Source organism: Mesorhizobium sp. M2E.F.Ca.ET.219.01.1.1 (assembly GCF_004016445.2).
GTDB lineage: Bacteria > Pseudomonadota > Alphaproteobacteria > Rhizobiales > Rhizobiaceae > Mesorhizobium.
The window spans coordinates 1-303 of sequence record NZ_SADT02000214.1 but is presented as its reverse complement, the minus strand read 5'-3'; the positions used below and the strand labels follow the sequence as shown (position 1 = coordinate 303).

At 63.7% G+C, this 303-nt stretch carries 1 protein-coding gene; it reads left to right on the top strand.

From position 1 onward, the window contains the following. Positions 1-119: 119 nt before the first annotated feature. Positions 120-303, top strand: a 184-nt coding sequence (locus tag EN862_RS37285; RefSeq protein WP_193771649.1) for an acyl-CoA thioesterase domain-containing protein, incomplete at its 3' end; no start/stop codon positions are given.

Sequence of the window (303 nt, the reverse complement as noted above, 5' to 3'; positions counted from 1 at the left end):
CGCGTCTGCCTTGCGTTCCATCGTCTTTGCTCCTTGGCCGACGGCCGGGCATCCGCCCTTGACGGCCCGTCCTTCCTGTCGGAAACCGCCATAACAATTTTGCGGCGAGGTCACAAAACATGACGGCGGCCATGGACGAGCTTCTCGGCATTCTCGACCTCGAGCGGCTGGAACACAATCTGTATCGTGGTCGCAGCCCCCAGGTGGAGTGGCAGCGCGTGTTTGGTGGCCAGACCATCGCCCAGGCGCTGGTGGCGGCGCAGCGGACAGTGGAGCCGGATCGCTTCGTGCATTCGCTGCATG